Raw genomic sequence first — 21,110 nt, forward strand, 5'->3', positions numbered from 1 at the left:
GGCTCTGTAACATAGTACCTTCGGCAGGTTCTGCCGAAGGTTATTGGAAGGTAAACTACATTCGCTTTTTAATGGCTGCACGAATGATTAGACATGCCAGTAGCCAGAATGACAGGCTTCCTCCACCGCTTCTCGCAGGCTCGATTGTATTGTCATCGGTGTTATTATCACCCATATCAAAGTTGCTTTTTTGTAATCGATATACAAAGGTGACGGCAGATAATCCACTGGTTCCTTTTTTAACTATTTTTTCATAAGCGCTGCCGTCATTTGGAATTCGAAAAACGGCGGCTGGTGAATTAGTAATAAAGTAGCCTTCGCCGTCCTCTTTTAGAGCGGCTGGATAAGCAATATCAACCAAAGTGCTTTTTATAGCGCCTGTTTGTCTGTCGAAGATCATAATCGCATTGCTGCGCTCAGCTGCTACATGAAGTTCGTTTTCTTTCACAAGAATCGCTCGCGGCGCTCTTAAACCGCCTTCGCCTTCAACCACAACCGGAGAAACGTTTTTGGTATCCAGATTGACTTTGATGATGTTGTTGCTGTAGTAACCAGGTAAGTAGAGTTCATTGTCATCACCTATGACCATTCCGGAGTCTATTCCATTAATGTATCCATTGTTGGCCGGTAGTATCTCGTCTTCGATGGTCCAGTTTTGTGTGTTTACTTTCACTACAGAATTAAGGGTGAAGCTGGCAACGTACATCATGCCGTTATCGTCCATGATGGCGCCGACCGGATTTTGTATGAAGTTGTCTTCAACTTCTGCCGTTGTAGGGTCATCTCCCATCACTACGGTGCCTTCGGAGAGGGTTTGATAATCGTATTTGATCAAGCGTCCGTTGTTCTCACTGATGACCAATATGTCGCCATCTGGCGCTTGTAGAATGCCTAATGGTCCACGGATGAGGCCTTGACTGTCTAGGTCGCGGATAAAGTTGCCTGTGCATCCATTGTATATTTTCACATTGTTGGCATTCCAGTCGCTTACCAATAATAGCGATTCGCAATTTTTCTGTTTTGAGTTTGCGTCTGCTGCTGCGGCGATTCCAGGGATAAGCAGAGACAATGAAATCATTAAAAAAGATTGAATTGATCTATAAATGACATGTGAGGTTCTGCAAAAAGTCCACAACTTTGCCGTGAGAATAGGTTTGTTTTTACGCATTGTTTTTATCCATCGTTGTTAAACAGGTCTGCGATTCAACATATTCAAATTAGGCTGTAATAAGCCTGTGGAAAGCCTCTTTTTAATATCCTCAAAACCTCCTTTTATCGTTATAATTGTTGTAACTGATTGTTTTATTTAAATTATTGAAATATGGTTATGAAATGACCGAGAAATCACTAAAACAGCAAAGTACGCCTTGCCATTTTGGCGGTTGGCGTTTTGATCCTGCCGATGGCAAGCTCATTTCTAAGCAGGAGCAACGAAGACTGCAACCTCGAATTGCGAAGTTGCTGGCTGTTTTTCTGGCCAACCCAGATAAGTTACTTTCGCGCAATGAACTCATCGAAAACTTGTGGCAAGACAGGGCGGTTAATGAAGATGCGTTATCTCGGTGTGTCGCTGAGTTACGCTCGGTGTTGGGGGATAGCACAAGCAATCCTGTTTATATTGAAACCATTCCTAAGAAAGGGTATCGCTTTATTCATCCCGTGAATGAGGCATCAAAACCAACATTATTATGGAGTGCTTTCGCTGGTGTGCTATTGCTCATCGCGTTCATTTATTTTCTGTTGCCGACGGCTTCACCAACGTCTGCCATTCAAGCTGCTATTTCCAATGCTCAACGATTGACCACTGATTTAGCCAATGAGGTTCAACCAGAGCTATCCAATAGCGGAGACAAGATTGCGTTCTCGGTGAATCAAAATAACCAGATGGTCATTAAATTGGTTGATACCCAAGATAAGACCGAAAGAGTGATTCAACACGAAGAGTTGCATCTATCTTCAGCAACATTTTCTCCTGATGACTCGCAGTTGTTGGTAGCTGGCTACAAGGGGCAGCGTTGCGATATCTTGCTGTATCAATTGTCGGATTTACAACATAAAAGAGTAGGGCAATGCGCCCTGGCGGGCATCACTCGTATATTCGACTGGTCACCTGATGGAAAGCGCTTTGCCTATGTGGCCCCCAGCAGTAACAGCGACAATAAGTCGTTGTGGCTTTTTGATTTAGATTCTGAGTCGTCATCACAAATTACTTATCCTACCGACGCCAAAGTGACTGACTCAAATCCTCGTTTTTCTCCTAATGGCAAATACCTCGGATTTACCAGAGGAACGGATTCATCCAGAAACATTCATTATCTTGCATTTGATAATACTGAGTTGGTGGTGGCGATCACTCATCAATTTGGATTTATTAACGGTTTTGAGTGGTTAAGTGACAGTCGAACACTTCTCTTTGATAGTAATCATCAAGGCGATAAACAGCTGTGGTTAACTACTAAAGACGATCCCGAGTTGACTTTATTAGGTGGGCGAGACGCGCAGTTTTTATCGATGAGCCAAGATAATACTCGACTGGCTTTTCAGGTGTTACGTTATAACGCCAATATTTGGCAGGTGAGTACTGATTCCGTTGACAGCAAACCGTCTCGAATTATTCATTCCATTAAGTACAACAACTTTCCGGCTTATTCTCCCGATGGTAGTGCGATTGCTTTTTCTAGTAACCGCCAAGGTAAGTCTTCTATATGGGTATACGATAAAAAAAGTGAACAACAATCGTTAGTGGTGTCGCTTCCTGATCAAGACTTGATATTTCCTCAATGGTCGAGTGATGGTAAGAAGTTATTGTTCACCAGACGGGGAAAAGACGGCTATCAATGTTATCAGACGGATTTGGCAACAAAGTCGTTAGAGTTACTTACTCCAAACTTTTCGCTGTTTAATTGCGTCTATTCTTTAGATGATAAAGTTTACGGTATTGTTAAGTCTGAGGGGAAAGTTGCTCAGATAGTCCAGCTAGCTGAAAATGGTGCAACAAAGTCTTTAACAGAATTTGCCGTTAATCGAATACAAACAACGGCACTGGACAGTATTATTTATTCCCGGCCCGGTGAGAATAAACTCTTTTCTATGAGTTTAAAGGATGGCGAGCATCGAACCGTTTTGGATGATTTTAATATTGCCTATGATGAACACTGGGTAGTGCAAGGAAGCTATCTCTATTATCCAAAGACCAAGGCGGGTAGAGGTATTTGGCGCTTAAACTTACAAACAGGTGAAACGAATAAAGTGACTCACCAGCTGCCTTCTGCAATTGGATTATCTTTGAGTGTGCACCCTGAGCATTCTCAGATTATCTTTAGTCAAACGGATAGTCGTGAGTCGGATGTTTATATTTCTAGGGTTGAGTAGGTACATCAAGAGATACTATTTATGCACTTTCGATTCGATGACGTAAATGATAGCTTAGGTAGGAGCTTAATTGAAAGTGGGAGTGAATGGCTTCAATTATGGATGTGACTAATTAGATTTTTATTGTATTAACCGTTATATCTAATAAGGTATGAGTATGGGACCTGATGAAAAAGTTGAAGCAGAAGTGAGAACTGTTTTGGGCAGGCTTATTAGTTTCTTGAAAAGCAACTATGCATTTATTAGTGCTTTATTACTTTGTATTTTCTACTGTTTATGTGCTGCTTTTAGCACTGCCTTTCTTTTATCTTTTGATATTCGATTTTCTTTATTCACTAGCTTCAGCAGTGTAATTGATATCGCACTCGCAAATGGAATAATACCCATTATATTTTCTATTACAATGATTTTGTCTGGAACAGTATGGTTTACTTATTATTTTATTCGTGTCAACTACAATAAAGCATTAACTCATCAATCAAAAAAAGGAAAGATACCTAGTAAAAAGTTAACTAAAAACTTTGAGTTTATCTTTCCTTTATTAGCTATCATTTTTTTGTTGGTGGTATCTATTAAAGCTACTATTATGCTGTTATTTAGCCCAACAAAGTATGCTCAAGAAATAAAGGATGGATTTTCTGAAAGGTACTCTTTTGAAACAAAGAACAAAAGAAGCTATAGGTGCAACGCTATCATTGCAGGTTTGTCTAATTACATGATTCTTTGGAACGTGGAGAAAAAGAGGCCTATAATTATATCGCGCGCGTCAATAACAGTTGCTGAACTTGTAGTGAACATTCCACCAGGAGGGTGGCCAGTGCCTCCTGATCGTCACGATTCTGATGAAGACTATAGGAAGAAACTAATTAAATATATTGAGACGCGTAAAAAATGGTCTACCTCACTGGCTAATGAATGTAATCAAAAGGTTGATTGGCCAGATATAAGTGAGTTATTAGAAGAGTACAATTTGAAAGAGATATGATTAGAAAGCTAGGCTATAAGATTTACGTTTTGCTTCTGTATGATAACGAGAACATAAAGACCTCGGCTGAGATCTTTATGTTCATTTTCCTGGAACTTAAAGCGTTAAACGACTTAAATCCACTGGACGTGAGCGAGTCCCTCTATTCCAGTGTCTTCCGCTGGGGAATTGAAGGTCTGTCCAACCCTCACCATTTGCGTAATTCAGATCAAGGAATACATCGCCTATGTTTTGTCGGTTAGTAGAGATATTTCCTGTGCATCCAGGGCAAAGACCTGTGGATGTAATGTAACTCATCACAAACTTTTTATCGCCAGTCGGTGTTCCGCCTGCTACCCCTTGTGCCCAAACAGGCTCACTACCATCGAATAAGTATGCTGTTACTACTGTATTATTTGGAGAAGCTTGACCTTCATAGTCAACTGACAATCCCCATCCTGAAAGTGCGGGTTCATACCATAGTCCGGTTACGCCGCCATTACCAAAAAATTGAACCATATACTCACTGCCGCTTCGGTTTCCATAAGCTGCGTTGAATTGCCATGAGTATTTCATGGTTTTATTGTCGTACATTTCGAACTTAACTTCACCGATAGGTTCTGACGTTGTTGATTGTGTATTTTGGTTCCAGGTTACTTTATGTAGTCCCGCAATCCAGACGCCGTAGTACATAGGTTTTAAATCACTGATATACCAGATAGGTGTTCCATCACTTTTGTAGGTATACCAAATCATGACATATTCATTATTAACACTTTTAGAAATTTCTAATCCATGACCTGAGCGCCCTTGGTTATACCAAAGACCCGATTGTGGTTTAGCCGCTGAGTTAATGGATTGAGGTATAAATTTAACATCATCGACATAAAAGCCTCCATGACGAGCAGAGTGAACGACGTTGCTTTGTGCTGTGTCTTGCATTTTGAAACGAATTTTAGCTGTATGCCCACTGAAAGAAATGCTATTTCGAGTTGATGTTCTAAAGGGTTGATTCAGCCTGTTATCATTATGTTTTAAGTAATAGTATCGACCAGTAGTGAAATTGTTAATTATTCTGTAGAGAGTGCTCGTCTGGACAAAGTCTTGATGATCTACTTCTGGAGCTATTTTCCAGCGATATGAAAGTTTACTCGCTTCAGGAAAAACAAAGGTTTGTTGGATTTCTCTCTGTAAACAGTAGGGATCTGCGCCAGCAATTGTTGCATGTTGTCCGCCGTACGGGTTTCCATGGTGATATCCAATGTGAACTGGAGATGGATTTCCTACTTGATTTTGAAAGTTTTCACAAAAGTAAGTGGTGGTTTTAAATCTTGCTGTCCAACCTGTCGTACCATTGCTGAAGTTTCCATTAACAATACCCGTTCCAGAGTTAGATGCAGCAGCCTGAGTAAGAATAGATTGTACCGGCGGCTTTGTATATTGTTTAACAAATACCCCGTTAACAACGATGTTTCTATAAGACGCATGATTACTCGAAACATTGATTTCATTACTCGTGACTAAAGTTTGCTCATGATCCAGCTCATGAATATCAATGACTCGGTCTATTTTTAATCCCTGGCTATCATTCGCAGTAATATTGGTTTTATTGACGTTGTCAGCCAAAAAAACATTGTCTGATTCTGCGAGTGATTTACTCTTTGAGTTTGAGCCATCAAATGCGATGCTTACTAAGTAAATGTTTTTGTCGTTATAAAAGTCGACTGCTTTGCTAGAATAACATCCCGCTGCCTTTGCTTGTTTATTCAGCAAATCTTGTTGAACTCTGATTGCTGTGGGTTGGCTCTTAATGGTTTGACGACTTAAGATATTACAGTCTTTAAGCTGAACATAGGTATAACCTTTTTGGCTGTAATATTCGATGAACTCGGCGGTTAATTCCTTTTGAGTCATCAACCCTTCATATTCTTCATTAGCTTCTACTCTCTCAATTCCTACGCAGGAAAGGAAAGTAAGAGGTATTAATTTTAGATACCACTTATTCTTCATCATTTTCTCCAACTATTTTATTGGTATGACGCCAATCGAAAACCAGAAGTAAGTTACTCAAAAGAGGCTTACCTGCTCTCAATTAACGATCTAAATAATCTATCGCCGCAAAACCTTAACGCCTTTTCTGTTAGGACCAGCCAGTCTGACAATGTCACTAAAAGGAATAATGCTTCAGCGCGCACGAAATATAACTCTTTGAAATTGAATGAAAAATATAGGCGTCGTTATAGGTTAAGAGGTTGTCGCTATAGGTAAACGACATTTATTTAAATGAGACAGAATGATAAGTAAGGAGATATAAAGTAATGACTATAAAAGTTCATAGGATTACGTATATTCGGTATTTAAGTTATCGAGAGGTGTGGATATTTTTCAGCTATCAATAAGAATATATTGTTCTCGCAAAAATATGCGTCATCAACGAATAATCACAATGAAAACCAGCAATATTAGCTTCTACCCACTCATCCCTTGATACTAAGTCCCAATTAATCTTGTAATGATGATTCCCCACAAATTCATCAAAAAATAATCTTTGGGTTCGCCCATTCCCATCTCTAAACGGATGCACAACATTTAAGTCACAATAAAACTCAGCAATCGTACTAGCAACTTCATCCTGGTTCATTGTTGATAAGGATGTTTCATTGAGAGCCGCTAGAAGCTTTTCCGCTTCTGGTTCAATACGGGAAGTTGTACAAAAACGAGAATTACCTTTACTAATATCAACCGTCCTTATTTGTCCTGCCCAGCTATAAAGGTCCTGAAATAAATGATAGTGGATGGTTTTTAAATGATTCAGATCAAAGTTTGTAAAGATTGGTTCATAGGATTGAACACGGGTAAGGATAAATTCTGCTTCAGCTTCCTCTAGTTCTTCGAGGTTTCTGATATTCAGTAAGTTTTTTAGGACTGTTGATTCTGAATAACAGTAGGTGTCTTGTTCAACACCGTACTTATCGCGCATATTTGGCTTTTAATTCACTAATACTTTTGGTTCGGGAGCTAAGGGGGGGTTTAATACCTTCTAACCGCAAGCTAGCCACCATATTAGCTCTTGCAGTGCGTTTAAATTCTTTCTTTTTCAGTTCGTTAGTTGCCATATAGCCCCCTTGCTTATTGGCAAAATTATAGCTTTTTAGAGCCGTTATTTCAATTTGTGGGGCTACAGTAAAGGTTCGCAAAACGAGGTTTCGAAATAGAGCCAATATGGATTGTAGAGGGCTAGCCGGGTGTTGTTTCTTTCTGACGAGATGAAGTAAAAATGGTGGGCCCTCACAGACTTGAACTGTGGACCTACCGATTATGAGTCGGGTGCTCTAACCAGCTGAGCTAAGGGCCCATTTTTACTTTTATGGGTACCTACCTATTTAGCGCGATTTCTATGTGCTTAAACTTGGCGTTTAATCTCATTTCTAAAGCGGAGTAGGTTGGGGTATTTTGAGAGATGAGAGTTCTCGGAAAACCCCTGCAAAAGCTATACTTAACTTGGATAATCGTCCGTTTAACTCAACAGACTCAATTCTGACGTATAAATCCGTTATAGTCGCTTTCGCTTTGACTATGCTGAACAATAATTGAGCGGTTTAGGCAGTGCGAAAACACCTCAAAAACGCAGTCGATTAGTGACAGCAGAGGGGCGCAAGTTTACGGTAAAATCGCCTCGGGTTCAATCCCGTTAACGACTTTTTTCCGCAGCCTAATAGCCATGTAAAATAATGTAAAAAATCCTGATATTCAGTAAGTTATCCATTACCCTGATATCTGGATTCCCAAGGTTTAATTTTAGAGAGAGTGATTTCTGAATGAGTGCTGTTTCTCGTAGAAAGATCTTATTACCACTTGTGGCCCTTATTATAGGGGCTGTGGCGTATCAACTGATCACATCTAACCCGCCCCAAGGAAGAAAGTTTGGCCAACGACCCCCTACCGCCGTTGCTGTAGAAATGAAAGCACTGGAACGCGGCGACTATCAGGTTACCGTTGATTCTTTTGGTGTCACCCAGCCCAAAGTGCAATCGCGATTGGTCTCTGAAGTCGGCGGCAAGGTGGTTCACATTTCCGAGTCCTTACGCTCAGGTGCCTTCTTTAAACAAGGTGACGTTTTATTAAAAGTCGATCCTCGCGACTATCAGGTCGAAGTATCGGTAGCTGAAGCCTCCGTTGCCGAGGCCGAAGTTGCTCTCGAGCAAGAAAAAGCGCAAGCGGCCATCGCCGAGCAAGATTGGAACCGTAAACCCAGCACTCAGAAAGCCCGTGCATTGGCCCTAAGAGAACCTCAGGTTGCAGCAGCGCAAGCACAACTTAAAGCAGCCAAAGCGCGATTAGAAAAAGCCAGACTCAATCTCGAGCGAACCGAACTTCGCGCACCTTATGATGGTCGTGTATTGGCAAAAATGGTCGACATTGGTCAATTGATTAACGCCTCAACGGCTGTCGCTGATATCTACGCGACTGATGCCATCGAAGTGCGTCTGCCAATTCAAAACCGAGAGCAAGAATACATCGACTTGCCCGGTGATTATATCGGTGCCAAAGACAACGACATTCTCCCCAAAGTAATTTTCTCTGCGCAAGTCGGTATGAGTCATTATGAATGGGAAGGCGCTATCATTCGTACCGAAGGGGCTATCGATTCGGGGACTCGACAGCTTTATCTGATTGCACAGATTGAAAATCCTTACGAGCAATCTGATAACCAACGTCCGTCCTTAAAAATTGGCCAATTTGTTGAAGCAAAAATCTACGGCAAATTATTAGAACAAGTCTTTATTTTGCCGCGCCGAGCCGTCTCGCAAAACAATGCCTTGGGTGTTGTGATAGAAGGGCGTTTGGATAAACGCAATTTAACGCCTGTTTGGTCTGATGACGATTACATTATCGTTCGCGACAATCTGGATGCTGGAGAACGCTACTCATTAACACCTGTCAGCAATGTGCCAGCAGGTACCCGTGTACGTGGTCTCGATGAAGCACAAAAAACTCCTGGCAAAAAAGGTCGTGGAGAGCGGGTTGCGAAAGAAAAAGAGAAGCCCGCCAAGCAAGTCTCTCAACGTAAAGCTGCGGCAACGCAAGGTTAATCAGGAGACTCAACGATGCACGGATTAATTGCCTGGTTTACCAAGAATGATGTTGCCGCCAACTTGTTAATGGTCGCGATATTTGCCATTGGTCTTTATTCTTTGAACAACAGAATTCCACTCGAAGTCTTCCCTGATTTCGAAATCAATCAAGTGAACGTTAGAGTGTCTTTTCCTGGTGCCTCTCCTCGCGAAGTAGAAGAAGGGATCAGTATTCGTATTGAAGAGGCGGTACAAGATCTCACGGGCATTCGTCAGATTGTGTCTCGTTCAACGGAAGGCAGTTCGCGTATTACCATCGAAGCAGAAGACGGTGTTGAACTACGAGAGTTAATGGATGATGTTAAAGTTCGAGTGGACGCCATTAATTCGTTTCCAGAAGATGCTGAGCGTCCTGTTGTTAGCATCGCTGAGCGACGTCGAGAGGTTATCAGTGCTGTAATTTATGGTAATGCTGACGAACTGACTTTGCGTAATTTAGCCGATGAAATTCGTGATGATATTTCAGCTAAACCAGGTATTACTCAAGTCTTTTTAGAGAATACTAAACGTTTTGAAATCTCTATCGAGCTATCGGAAGCGACGCTCAAAGAGTATGGTTTAACTTTAGAACAAGTGTCACAAGTTTTGCGTCAAAACTCGCTGGATTTATCGGCGGGTAATATGCGTACTCAAGGTGGCGATATCTTCATTCGTAGTCGTGGTCAGGCTTACATCGGTTCTGATTTTGGTAGCATTCCGGTAGTGACCAGTCAGGATGGCTCTAAAGTTTTATTACGAGATATAGCGACTATTCGTGATGGATTTGAAGAAACACCATTAAAAACTCGATTCAATAATCAGCCTGCGGTAGAGATAGAAATATTCCGCGTGGGTGATCAAAGTGCCATTGAAGTAGCTGATATCGTAAAAAGCTACATCGATGAAAAACGCACCACGTTACCGGATGGTATTTCTTTAGACTTCTGGCGTGACCGCAGCAAAATTGTAAAAGCCCGATTAGAAACACTCTCTAACAATGCGATGCAAGGAGCATTCTTAGTCGCGCTTTTACTTGCTCTGTTTCTTCGTCCTGCGGTAGCTCTTTGGGTTTGTATTGGTATACCGATGAGCTTTATGGGCGCTTTTATTTTGATGCCTGCTTTTGGTATTACGCTCAATATAATGAGCTTGTTTGCTTTTATTCTCGTGCTGGGAATTGTCGTAGATGATGCTATTGTAACGGGAGAAAATGTTTACTCTCATTTGCAACGAGGTGTCGATCCATACAAAGCTGCGGTTGAAGGCACTCAAGAAGTGGCTGTGCCTGTGACCTTTGGTGTTTTAACAACGATAGCGGCGTTTGTTCCATTAGCCTTTATGGAAGGGCGTGGTTCCTGGTATCAATCGATTCCTTATGTCGTTGTTCCTGTTTTATTGTTTTCTCTTATTGAATCAAAATTTATTCTTCCTGCACACTTAAAGCATGTGAAGCGTCGCACTGGTAAAGATAGAACTCGTTTAACGCGAATTCAGCAGGCGATAGCAGGCAGTTTAGAAATCTTTATCAATAAATGTTATCGACCCGTTCTACATTGGGTGTTGGAGTATCGTTATACTTCAATTGCCGTCGCTATTAGCGTTTTATTTATTGTTTCTGCCATGTTCTCTAGTGGGTGGACCCGGTTTACCTGGTTCCCTCGGGTGCAGAGTGAAGTGGCTCGTGCTGATCTGACGATGCCTGTTGGGACCGCTTTTGAAAGCACTGATGCCATGGTGGAACATATTAATCGACAAGCTTTAAAGCTAAAAGATAAATACATTGATCCGGTGACCAACGAAAGTGTGATCAATCACATCTTTTCGACAACTGGTGCTGGAGGCAGTCATATTGGCCGTGTGCGAGTTGAAATCGTTGCGCCAGAGTTTAGAACCATTGAAGTTTCGAGCCAACAAATTGTTAATGAGTGGCGCAAGCTGGTTGGTAAGATTGCTGGAGCTGAAAACTTAAGTTATCGCGCCGAAATAGGCTGGCGTGGTAACCCTATCGACATAGAATTGCGTGGTCATAATATTCAGCAGTTAGAAGCCATGGCTGCGGAAGTTAAAGATCGATTAGGTGAATACGAAGCGGTGTTCGACATTCAGGATTCTTTATCGGATGGTAAAGAAGAATTGCAGCTCGAACTTAAACCCGAAGCTCGTTTGCTTGGATTGAATCTAACTACTTTGGCGCGTCAGGTACGTCAGGCTATTTATGGTTTTGAAGTTCAGCGCATTCAGCGTGGCCGTAATGAAGTGAAAGTTATGGTGCGTTATCCACTGGAAGCTCGCAACTCTCTGGCGACTTTGGATTCTATGTTGATCCGAACCGCAGATGGTCGAGAAGTACCGTTTCATGAAGTGGCTTCTGTTAAGCCGGGTCGTAGTCCTTCCACTATTCAGCGTGTTGATCGTCGCAGAACCATTAATGTCACCGCAGATTTTGATAAAGAGCGCGGTAATATGGAAGTGGTGAAGCGAGAAATGGATGAGCAGATCCGCAATATTTTGCCTTCTTATCCGAGCGTAAGTTACAGTTTTGAAGGTGAGGCAAAAGATCAGCGAGAAGCTTCAAACTCGTTGATGTATGGAGCACTGGGATTATTCTTTATGATCTTTGTGTTGCTGGCGATTCCTTTTAAGTCTTATGTTCAGCCTTTTATTGTGATGTCAGTTATTCCCTTTGGCGCCGTCGGAGCCATTGCCGGTCATTGGATCATGGGGATGAATCTTACTCTGCTCTCGGTGATGGGCATTCTGGCCTTAAGCGGTGTTGTGGTTAATGACTCCTTAGTCTTAGTGGACTATGTGAATCGGAAACGGGCAGAAGGTATGTCTATCGACGAGGCCGTTCGAACAGCGGGCGCTGCGCGATTCCGCCCGGTGTTGCTAACGTCACTCACAACTTTTGTTGGTTTGATGCCTTTATTATTTGAGAAAAGCACACAGGCGCAATTCTTGATTCCTATGGCGGTGTCATTAGGATTTGGGATTCTGTTTGCTACGCTGATTACGCTGCTATTTGTTCCGGTAAATTATCTAATCTTAGAAGACATTCGCAGCCTTATGCGTCGGCTTAAGCGAGGAGTGCTTAACTTCTTTGGCTTTGAAGTCGCAACTTCAGAAAGTGTCAGCCATAATAATCAATAGTGACCAAACAGGCGGGAAGTTACTTTCCGTCTGTAACAAATACTCAATGACTCAATCTATTGATTAACGTTATTTTGACACCGAATCATGAATAAGAAACTGCAAAACAAACTCAGAACCTACCAATACACAGCCATCTTCAGCATCTTCTTTGCCCTTGTAGGTTTTAGCTACAATGTGTGGCGTTTAGAAATTACTGAAGAAAATAATAATGTCCGTACTGCCTGTTTTGAAATGCTTGAGGAGTTGGGCGAGTTAGAGCAAGTGGTTTTCTTTGCTCACTACGATAAGGATATTATTGAAGGCAGTCCTCGTCATGGTTGGGTGCGGGTCGGGTTGATTAATGATCTAAGTGTTGTTTCTACACCCGAAATCCAACAGAAAGCTTCAGCTTTAAAGGATGTCTGGCAGAAGAACTGGGAGTCGATGGTAGAGAGTCGACAAGCGGTTGATAATATTACCGAGTCTATCGATGAGCTGCGTTCTGAAATAAAAAAGACATTAAAAACCTTATCTTGAAGCAAATTAAATAAAGAAATTTTCTATGAAAAACTTACTAGTAGCTTTGATAATTTTTTTGAGCAGCTTATCTTTAGTTGCAGAGGATAACACCAAGCCAGCGACTCAGGGCATTGATCATTTAGGTCTTACGGTTTCCGATCTTTCCGCAACAACATCATTCTTTATTGATGTATTGGGGTGGCGTCTAGCGGGAAGGGATAAAAGTTATCCTGCAAACTTTGTTACGGATGGCCAGTCATTTGTGACTTTGTGGCAAGTGAAAGATAAGAGCAAACTGGTAACCTTCAATCGTAAATACAATGTTGGTCTTCACCATTTAGCAATTAAAGTTTCCAGTTTTGAAACATTGGATGTTCTTTATAATAGGATGAAAAATCGAAGCGATGTGGTTATCGAGTTTGCTCCTGAGCTTTTTTATGGTGGGCCAGCTAAACACATGATGATTCGTGAGCCTAGTGGCAATCGGTTGGAGTTTATTCATCGCCCACCGAAAGCTAACTAATCGATATTCCTAATTCTTGAGCTAAAGCTTTTCGCGGTTTCTCCAGTTCCTGATAGTCGCGCAAGCTGGTCAAAAACGCTTTGAGCAATGCCTTATTCTGGTTTTCAGAGGCCAAAGCTTCAGACAGCATGCGCAACGTTTCTTGTAGCATCTCTTTGTTGTCGCCAGTGATCACCAATTTTTTTGCAGCTTTCTCCAGCTCTTCCAATAGCTCAGAAACCGTTCTACTTCGTTTGGCTTCTTCTTTATGTAAAAAAGCTTTTCTCTCGAGCAACCAATGCTCATCAAGTAGCGGTGTTTGTTGGCTGTCCAGCAATCCATTGACGATAAAATCAGTGAGATTGCAAAGGTGGTCTGCGACTTTTTTTCCGCTGAGCTCGATGTTGTCTAGCACCATGGTCATTTCTAGCTCTTGCATCATGCCATTGAGTGAATTCACCACATCCAGCCGCCAGGGACGGATCGCATCACCATATACCAGAACCAGTGCGTCCTCTTGTGACATTTGCAGGCGATAACGGTATTCTTTGCTGTAGTTGATCAACTCTTCACTCAGTTCACAACCTGTAAGCACTGTTTGAGAAAACTGAGAGTTCGCTCGAACGTCTTCGTAATAGCAATAGATTTGTTCTCTTAACTGCTCTCTTGGAGTAAGTGAGCTATCACTTTTTATCTTGTTAATCTGCTCCCAGACTTCTTCTTCCAGATGGCGAAAGATGGCGAGAAGGATCTCTTGCTTTGATTTGAAGTAGATATAAATAGCCCCCTTTGAGATCTGGGCCTTATCTGCAATGCTCTGGATACTGGTGGTTTGATAGCCCTGTTCTAAAAACAGTGCTTTTGCCGATTCCAGAATTCTGTCTCGCTTGTCGCTCATGGATGTCCTGGTTGGTTTTCTATTAAACGCAGAGGTATCTTATTTTCTGACTGTCTGGTCAGTCAATTTTTATTTGGTCACAAAAATATTGACCAGTTGGTCAGTGCGGTGCTTTAATAGTCACATCTGAAGTCATAAAGTTTGAAGGAATCATTATGAAAGATGAGAAGGCCAGTTATAGGAAGCTTTTTGAATTGATAAAGTTGGCCAAGCCAGGTCGGGCTTTGCTAGTGACGATTGCACTGTTAACTCTTTTGAGTTCGGCCAGTTCGTTGCTTTTCCCTATGTTGACGCAAAAGTTGGTAGACAGCTATTCCTCATTGGGAGCGGTCAGCAATGAGTTTTTATGGATTTTGATTGCGGTACTAATTGCAGGAGTCGCAGCAGCCGGAGTTAATACTTACTTAATCGGTAGAGTAAGTAATAGAATGCTGGTGCATTTGAGACAGTCGCTGCTTGGCAAAATTTTCTATTTTCCGGTGCGCTTTTTTGATAAAGAAACCTCTGCCGAACCAGCTAGCCGTGTCGTTAATGATACTGATGTTATTAACGAAGTGGTCGCACAGCATTTTGAGCCGTTTATATCCGGTATGGTCACGGTGATCGCGAGTTTGATTATCCTGTGGGTGCTTGATTGGCAGCTTACTCTGGTATTGTTTGGATGTTTGGCAGCCTCGTTCTTGATTACGATCCCTGTCGCTGGCCGTCTTAATGCAATTTCTACGGAGATTCAGAGTACAGAAGCGTCTTTTCTAGGTCGAATCACTGAGGTGTTTAGTCAGATCCGTTTGATTAAGTCCTTTGGTACCGAGCAGCGAGAGTTACAGCGCTGTGACGAAAAGCTGAATAAGCTATACAAGCTTGGCCAAAAAGAAGTTGTGATCATGGCGGTGATGGCGCCTATTGCTGGCATTACTATTACCGCGGCGATGATTGCCATACTCGTTTTTGGCGCAACCCGTGTCGCTCAAGGGGATATTACTCTTGGAACTTTGATCGCTTTTATTCTGTATCTGTTTAATATCGTTTTCCCGCTAATCCAGTTCAGTATGTTTTTTGCTGGTCTCAATAAAGCGGCGGGTGCTGCGGAGCGTATTCACACCCTAATGCATTCAGAGGTGGAGCAATTAGACCAAGGAGCTCCGGTTGCCGATGGGATGCAGGATATTCATTTTGAGCAGGTTGATTTTGGTTACGGAGAAGATAAAAAGATCATCAAGGAACTTTCTGTCAGTTTTGCTGCAGGTAAAACAACGGCTTTGGTTGGCGGCTCGGGTGCAGGAAAAACCACGTTATTTTCTCTGTTGCTTGGCTTCTACCTGCATCAGCAGGGACAAATACGTTATGGCGAACAAAATGTTGCTGAATTGCGAGGGGCTGATTGGCGTGACAAAATTGCTTATATCGCACAAGACACACCACTGCTATCAGGGACGTTGCGGCATAATTTAAGTTATGGTGTAAAGGGAGAAGTAACTGACGAAGCCATCGCCGAAGTGCTTAAGCAAACCCAACTGGCTGATTTTGTAAAAGAGCTGCCTCAAGGACTGGATACTGAGGTTGGGGAAGATGGCGTGTGCTTATCGGGAGGCCAACGACAGAGAGTTGCTATTGCGCGAGCTTTGTTGTGCCAGTCGCCGATCCTGCTATGTGATGAAGCGACCGCCCATTTAGATGCAATTACTGAGCAGCAACTGCAAACGGCGATGAAGCCGCTGCAAGCTCAATCCACAACACTCGTAGCTGCCCATCGACTTTCGACGGTGATGGAAGCCGACCAGATCATTGTGTTGGCAGATGGTACGGTATCGGCCCAAGGGACTCACGATGAGCTAATGGAGTCATCGGATTATTATCGTGAGTTGGTCGAAACTCAATTTATACGCCATCAACCTTTAGCTACATCTTCTGCAGCTTGAAGTAAGTAAGCGCCCACTGAGGGCGCTGTATCAGCTATGAGCTAACTCAGGTGCCGCTTTCTTTGATTGAATAAAGGATGTTACCAAGGTCACTATGGCACCAATCATAAAGACGGTAATAAACATGGTGAAGAATTGTACCGCTGGGCTTGAGAACATTTCTTTCTCTGACTCCAGACGTTTTAAAGTCTCAGCGATTTCAGCTTCACTGGCACCGCTATTTTTTACGCTCTCTACAAAGTATGAATAGTATTCTTCCATAAATTCTGGATGGAAGATTTCTACATAAACCCAGTTAAAGATGCCAAACATAGTTCCTGCAATGGCGCTGATCGCTATACCTAGGCGGAATACCTGCCCAAAAGTGACGGATTGGCCTGGTTGCTGAAGGCGATATTCGTTGCAGGCAATGTAAATAACAAGCATGGATAAAATCATGGTGGAATAGCCAATGATTTCGCCAATGCGATAGTTCTCTGGAGCAGGTTTCATTAGCGCAAAACTGATACTAAAGATCAGTATCATCACGCCGCCACTTAGGAGTCCGTATTTTAGAATGGTTGATTTCATATTTGTTTCTCGACAGTTATCTGGAAGCCTTATTTAAGGATTTGTGCAGGGTTTTGACCATCGCCCAAATGGGTGAAGCTTTTATTACTCTATTAGTTTCAATAGCTTAGCTTCTGAGGCTGCTTGAGTTCGGTTATTGACCCCGAGTTTATCGTATAGCTTACTAATATGAGTTTTTATGGTATTGGGGGATAAATCCAGTAATTGGGCGATTTCTTTATTAGCGTAACCTTTAGCAATCAGATTCAATACTTCTAATTCTCGTGGACTAAATTGTGCCAGTAAGTCGGGATCTGCCATCGTCGCCTCTTGAACGGGTCGAGTAAAATACCAGGTGCCTGCAATGCCAATGAGTAAGAAGAAAAAACCGACCAGACCGAGATAAGTGCTCAAAGTGATTTTGTAGCTAAAAAAGAAGTATTCCATTAATTGAAAAACAGCAAGCAGCAGAAATAAAACGATTCCATATCTGAGTACCATTTTAGCCATGAAGCCTAAACCTTCTTCTGAGACATAACAAAGTGTAAGTAACTAGAGGGCAACTGGCCCTAGTTGATTCTATGAAAAAAACGCTGCTAAGTGTATCGAAAGACTTATCCATAATGTGGTAAGTCTCATATTTGAGCTTAAAAAGTGGATACTATTTAAGAATGAAAGGAAATATACAATATAGTTTTTATTGTAAAAATGAATCAAAATCACAGTGTGATTCTGGACACCCACACTAAAATCACGCAGTTCTGCGTGATCCAAACTCGTAACGCGATGTATTTATTGGGATTAGTTATGAGCCATTCCGTTTTCCTCTAGTAGTCTTTTTCGAATACCTATTTAGTGTAATACCTTTTGAGCCAAAGCTCTATCAACCACTTTTTTTTGAGATTTTCGAATCTCAATATGTGTTATTTTCGTGTTCTGATGAGTAATTAATGAACAAAATCACGAATTCTTTGTGTGATCACAGTGTGTAATTTTTCTGTTATCTATATAAAAATCAATAAGTTAACAGTGTTGTCATCTCATATCACATGAGAATCACGTATAAATCACAACATGAGCTTTTGAAATCAAGTTTAATAATCTCAGGACGACGAGTTTTGACGTCTCTTTTTTATTTCATTCGTATTCGGTGGAGGTACACACGATGGAAGCTATTTTTGATAAACACGGCGACGTAGTGTCGTGGTTAAGTAACGATATCATTTATGATCTCAATGGTACGGCAACAGCTTTAATTGAGTACAACAACGTATTCAGTTTTCCTGGTAAACATTTAGGTGTGATTGAAAAAGGTTATTTTCGTGATCATGCAGGACATGCCGTTGGTTTTCTTATCTGGGCTCACGAAGGACCCAAACTACCAGAAAGAGGTTTAGTGCCTCGTCCACCAGAAAAACAAATTATTCCTTATAACTTTGGTACATCAATGCCGCCAATTCCTTCTCGCCCAACCAGTGACTGGTCACCGTTAAACTGGCAAGAATTTACTTACGGTCAAGTGGGTGTCGGAGCCACTGGATTCGAGCAGCTAAGAACCGCATCAGCGCACTAATTGGCTGCCTCCGCGAGAATGAAATGATAATGGGTACAGCGCTGACGACAAATGTCGTTAGCCTTGTGCCTGATTAGCATCCTGAGTTTTGAATAATATAGCCCGGCATAGAGTTTGCCGATGCCGCTTGTTCGTAGCGAAAGTAGCAATTGTCATTGATCGGATTCCCATCTTCATTTAAATCAAAACCAAAATAAATAAATGGTAGCCCGCTGAGTTGGGTTTCAATTTGATCGGACAAGTTCAGATGTTGTTCGATATCCGTATTATCCAGATAACCCCATAACAAACGTGTTTCAAAACTTCCATTTCTATCGGTATCTAAATCGGTAATGCGATTGTCCACCTGGATCCGTGGCGTAGAAGGTAAACGGAATAGAGTATTGATCAAAGTATTTGCTGTACGTGCAGAACCTTCCAGAGCTTGTAGGTGGGCATTTCTGGCATCGGATTGAACATTAATATATCGAGGAACGCTAAGGCTCGCCAGCAGCCCAATGATCACAATGACGGTAAGCATCTCTATTAGTGTGAAGGCACTACTCGATCTCAAAAAGCTCTATCCTCGTCGTATCTAATAATGATTTGTCTCAAAGGTTCTCTTTAATTACATCAAAAAATGGATGATTCTTCCAATATCTGGGTGATTTAGGTCCATAGAGCTCAATTACAGGCAATAAAAAAGGCTCCGAAGAGCCTTTTTTAATATGCTTTATTGCTCGTCTAAGAAGCTTCTTAGCTTCTCTGAGCGAGAAGGGTGACGCAATTTACGTAACGCCTTGGCTTCAATCTGACGAATACGCTCACGAGTTACATCAAACTGCTTTCCTACCTCTTCCAAGGTGTGATCCGTGTTCATATCGATACCGAATCGCATACGCAGTACTTTCGCTTCACGTGCTGTTAGGCCTGCAAGAACGTCTTTAGTCGCTTCTCCAAGACTGGATGAAGTGGCTGAGTCTACTGGAGACTCCTGCGCATCGTCCTGAATGAAGTCGCCTAAGTGCGAATCTTCATCATCACCAATGGGAGTTTCCATCGAAATGGGCTCTTTGGCAATTTTGAGAACTTTACGGATCTTGTCTTCAGGCATTTCCATACGTTCTGCCAACTCTTCAGGCTGAGGCTCACGGCCCATTTCTTGAAGCATTTGACGAGAAATACGGTTTAGCTTGTTGATGGTTTCGATCATGTGCACTGGAATACGGATAGTTCTGGCCTGATCCGCAATCGAACGAGTAATGGCCTGACGAATCCACCATGTTGCGTAGGTCGAGAATTTGTAACCACGACGATATTCGAACTTATCAACTGCTTTCATCAAACCGATGTTACCTTCCTGAATCAAATCTAGGAACTGCAAGCCACGGTTGGTGTATTTTTTTGCAATCGAAATAACCAGACGCAGGTTGGCTTCTACCATTTCTTTTTTAGCTCGGCGAGCTTTAGCTTCACCAATCGACATGCGACGGTTGGTTTCTTTTAGCTCGGCGATGGTGAGATTGCATTTGCCTTCGATATTAAGCAGTTTATTCTGACAACGCAGAACATCTTCGGTAACGCTTTCTAAGTCAGCTTTGTAAGCGACATTTTTACCAAGATGAGCATCCAACCATTTGGTGTTGGTCTCATTGCCTGGGAATTCAGAGATAAAGGTTTTACGCGGCATTTTGCCGTACTCAACACACAGTCTCATGATCAGACGTTCTTGTGCTCGTAGCAAGTCCATCTGGTTGCGCATGTTGGTTGCTAAACGATCAAACTGTTTTGGCAACAGCTTTAACTGCATGAATTGATGTTGCAGTTCTCCGATTTCTGCCTGAGCGGATTTGTGTGCTCGGCCATATTTGGCAACGGCAGCAATGGTTTTTTCGTGTTGATTTCTTAATGCTGTGAAACGTTCTTGCGCTTCTTCAGGATCTGGGCCGTCATCAACGTCATCGTCATCGCTGGATGTGGTATCAACGTCTTCGTCTTCTAGTTCATCAGCAGGAACTTCAGAACCTACGTGGCTACCACCGAGGGTTAGCTCTTCTTCTTCACCGTTCGAAAACCCAGTAATTAAGTCAGACAGTTTTAAGTCGCCCGCTTGATAACGGTCATAATCGTCCAATAAGGTTTCTATAGTGCGAGGGAACTCAGAAATAGCGATAGCAACCTGACGGATGCCTTCTTCAATTCGTTTGGCAATGTCGATTTCGCCTTCGCGAGTCAGCAGCTCAACCGTACCCATTTCTCTCATGTACATACGAACAGGATCGGTGGTTCGACCAAATTCGCTATCGACCGATGCCAGGGCTGCAGCAGCTTCTTCGGCCGCATCTTCATCGGTTAGGGCGTCGCTCATCAACAATGAGTCGGCGTCGGGTGCAGATTCGTGAACCTGAATACCCATATCGTTGATCATTCGGATGATGTCTTCGATTTGGTCCGGATCGACAATATCTGGGGGCAGATGGTCGTTGACCTCCGCGTAAGTCAGATAGCCTTGCTCCTTACCTTTGGCGATAAGCAGTTTTAGCTGGGATTGCTGTGTTTCGTTAGAGAAATCTGACATTCAGTTACAAC

Annotated in this window: 17 protein-coding genes and 1 tRNA gene; 8 read left to right on the forward strand and 10 right to left on the reverse strand. The window is 42.3% G+C overall.

Annotation, left to right across the window (positions count from 1 at the left end; genetic code table 11):
- Positions 1 to 55: 55 nt before the first annotated feature.
- Positions 56 to 967, reverse strand: a complete 912-nt coding sequence (locus NH399_RS14965; protein ID WP_253041440.1) for a hypothetical protein — start codon at positions 965 to 967, stop codon at positions 56 to 58.
- A 365-nt stretch (positions 968 to 1,332) separates the two neighbouring features.
- Between NH399_RS14965 and NH399_RS14970 the strand changes: the two genes are divergently transcribed.
- Together NH399_RS14970 and NH399_RS14975 are read left to right on the forward strand one after the other, a co-directional pair.
- Positions 1,333 to 3,372, forward strand: a complete 2,040-nt coding sequence (locus NH399_RS14970) for a winged helix-turn-helix domain-containing protein (RefSeq protein ID WP_253041442.1) — start codon at positions 1,333 to 1,335, stop codon at positions 3,370 to 3,372.
- Between the two features lie 157 nt (positions 3,373 to 3,529).
- Positions 3,530 to 4,357 carry a hypothetical protein gene (locus NH399_RS14975; RefSeq protein WP_253041444.1) on the forward strand — a complete coding sequence of 276 codons (828 nt, stop codon included), beginning with the start codon at positions 3,530 to 3,532 and terminating at the stop codon, positions 4,355 to 4,357.
- A gap of 96 nt (positions 4,358 to 4,453) precedes the next feature.
- Here NH399_RS14975 and NH399_RS14980 read toward each other — a convergent pair whose 3' ends face one another.
- From NH399_RS14980 to NH399_RS14990, 4 genes are all read right to left on the reverse strand, one after another.
- A complete protein-coding gene (locus NH399_RS14980) occupies positions 4,454 to 6,349 on the reverse strand; it encodes a hypothetical protein (protein WP_253041446.1) in 1,896 nt (631 codons plus the stop codon).
- A gap of 379 nt (positions 6,350 to 6,728) precedes the next feature.
- A complete protein-coding gene (locus tag NH399_RS14985) occupies positions 6,729 to 7,316 on the reverse strand; it encodes a Fic family protein (protein WP_253041448.1) in 588 nt (195 codons plus the stop codon).
- Complete coding sequence (locus NH399_RS25945; protein WP_371876082.1) at positions 7,306 to 7,452, reverse strand: YhfG family protein; 147 nt, start codon at positions 7,450 to 7,452, stop codon at positions 7,306 to 7,308. The genes NH399_RS14985 and NH399_RS25945 overlap by 11 nt, the downstream gene beginning before the upstream one ends.
- 162 nt (positions 7,453 to 7,614) lie before the next feature.
- Positions 7,615 to 7,691, reverse strand: a tRNA-Ile gene (locus NH399_RS14990).
- A gap of 463 nt (positions 7,692 to 8,154) precedes the next feature.
- On the opposite strand from NH399_RS14990, the gene NH399_RS14995 reads away from it, so the two are divergent.
- From NH399_RS14995 to NH399_RS15010, 4 genes are all read left to right on the forward strand, one after another.
- On the forward strand, positions 8,155 to 9,429 hold the full coding sequence (locus NH399_RS14995) for an efflux RND transporter periplasmic adaptor subunit (RefSeq protein ID WP_253041450.1): 1,275 nt from the start codon (positions 8,155 to 8,157) through the stop codon (positions 9,427 to 9,429).
- Between the two features lie 15 nt (positions 9,430 to 9,444).
- Positions 9,445 to 12,600, forward strand: coding sequence for an efflux RND transporter permease subunit (locus NH399_RS15000; RefSeq protein WP_253041452.1), 3,156 nt, complete (start codon positions 9,445 to 9,447; stop codon positions 12,598 to 12,600).
- 87 nt (positions 12,601 to 12,687) lie between these two features.
- Entirely contained in the window at positions 12,688 to 13,119 is a 432-nt protein-coding gene (locus NH399_RS15005) for a hypothetical protein (protein ID WP_253041454.1), read from the forward strand.
- 25 nt (positions 13,120 to 13,144) lie between these two features.
- Complete coding sequence (locus tag NH399_RS15010; protein ID WP_253041456.1) at positions 13,145 to 13,624, forward strand: VOC family protein; 480 nt, start codon at positions 13,145 to 13,147, stop codon at positions 13,622 to 13,624.
- On the opposite strand, the gene NH399_RS15015 is transcribed toward NH399_RS15010, so the two are convergent.
- Positions 13,617 to 14,501, reverse strand: a complete 885-nt coding sequence (locus tag NH399_RS15015) for a TetR/AcrR family transcriptional regulator (RefSeq protein WP_253041458.1) — start codon at positions 14,499 to 14,501, stop codon at positions 13,617 to 13,619. The genes NH399_RS15010 and NH399_RS15015 overlap by 8 nt on opposite strands.
- A gap of 155 nt (positions 14,502 to 14,656) precedes the next feature.
- Here NH399_RS15015 and NH399_RS15020 point away from each other — a divergent pair, with 155 nt between their 5' ends.
- Positions 14,657 to 16,420, forward strand: a complete 1,764-nt coding sequence (locus NH399_RS15020) for an ABC transporter ATP-binding protein (RefSeq protein WP_253041460.1) — start codon at positions 14,657 to 14,659, stop codon at positions 16,418 to 16,420.
- Positions 16,421 to 16,450: 30 nt separating this feature from the next.
- Here NH399_RS15020 and NH399_RS15025 read toward each other — a convergent pair whose 3' ends face one another.
- Positions 16,451 to 16,990, reverse strand: coding sequence for a DUF4199 domain-containing protein (locus tag NH399_RS15025; protein ID WP_253041462.1), 540 nt, complete (start codon positions 16,988 to 16,990; stop codon positions 16,451 to 16,453).
- An 84-nt stretch (positions 16,991 to 17,074) separates the two neighbouring features.
- Positions 17,075 to 17,479 (reverse strand): response regulator transcription factor, encoded by a 405-nt coding sequence (locus tag NH399_RS15030; RefSeq protein WP_253041464.1) that lies wholly within the window; start codon positions 17,477 to 17,479, stop codon positions 17,075 to 17,077.
- Positions 17,480 to 18,134: 655 nt separating this feature from the next.
- Here NH399_RS15030 and NH399_RS15035 point away from each other — a divergent pair.
- Complete coding sequence (locus NH399_RS15035) at positions 18,135 to 18,542, forward strand: 4-fold beta flower protein (RefSeq protein WP_253041466.1); 408 nt, start codon at positions 18,135 to 18,137, stop codon at positions 18,540 to 18,542.
- Between the two features lie 73 nt (positions 18,543 to 18,615).
- Here the strand turns inward: NH399_RS15035 and NH399_RS15040 are convergent, their stop codons facing one another.
- Both NH399_RS15040 and rpoD read right to left on the reverse strand, forming a co-directional pair.
- The gene (locus tag NH399_RS15040) at positions 18,616 to 19,095 is read right to left on the reverse strand and encodes a type II secretion system protein (protein WP_253041468.1); all 480 of its coding nucleotides are present in this window, start codon (positions 19,093 to 19,095) and stop codon (positions 18,616 to 18,618) included.
- A gap of 159 nt (positions 19,096 to 19,254) precedes the next feature.
- Positions 19,255 to 21,099 carry an RNA polymerase sigma factor RpoD gene (gene rpoD, locus NH399_RS15045; protein ID WP_253041470.1) on the reverse strand — a complete coding sequence of 615 codons (1,845 nt, stop codon included), beginning with the start codon at positions 21,097 to 21,099 and terminating at the stop codon, positions 19,255 to 19,257.
- Positions 21,100 to 21,110 lie beyond the last annotated feature (11 nt).

Origin of the sequence: Pleionea sp. CnH1-48 (assembly GCF_024124665.1) — a bacterium.
GTDB lineage: Bacteria > Pseudomonadota > Gammaproteobacteria > Enterobacterales > Kangiellaceae > JAMXSB01.